1 protein-coding gene is annotated in these 480 nt (G+C 76.9%); it reads right to left on the bottom strand.

What is annotated here, in order from left to right; genetic code table 11:
• Positions 1-480, bottom strand: a 480-nt coding sequence (locus IF88_RS0139680) for a hypothetical protein (RefSeq protein ID WP_030724494.1), incomplete at both ends; no start/stop codon positions are given.

Below are 480 nucleotides of genomic sequence, written 5' to 3'. Positions count from 1 at the left end.
TTGTCGACGAGGGAGCCGAGGACGTCGGCGGTGTCGTAGGACGGGTCGGCGCAGACGGCCTCGGCGGCGGCGAGGTCGCAGCCGCCCGCGAACACGGACAGCCGGCGCAGGACGGTGCGTTCGGGCTCGTCGAGGAGGTCCCAGGACCAGTCGACGACGGCGCGCAGGGTCTGCTGGCGGGGCAGGACCGTACGGGCGCCGCTGGTCAGGAGGCGGAAGCGGTCGTCGAGCCGGTCCGCGATCTGGCGCGGGGTGAGCAGTCGCAGCCGGGCGGCGGCCAGCTCGATCGCGAGCGGCAGCCCGTCCAGGCGCCGGCAGATCTCGGCCGCCGCGGCCGGGTCGTCGTCCGTACGGAACCCCGGGCGGGCGGCGGCCCCGCGGTCGCCGAGCAGGCGCAGCGCGACGGGATCGGGCAGCGGCTCCACCGGCCGCAGCGACTCCCCCGGCACACCGAGCGGTTCACGGCTCGTGGCCAGGATC

The organism is Streptomyces sp. NRRL F-2580, assembly GCF_000720115.1.
Taxonomy (GTDB): Bacteria; Actinomycetota; Actinomycetes; order Streptomycetales; family Streptomycetaceae; genus Streptomyces.
This window is presented reverse-complemented; position numbering and strand designations above follow the sequence as displayed.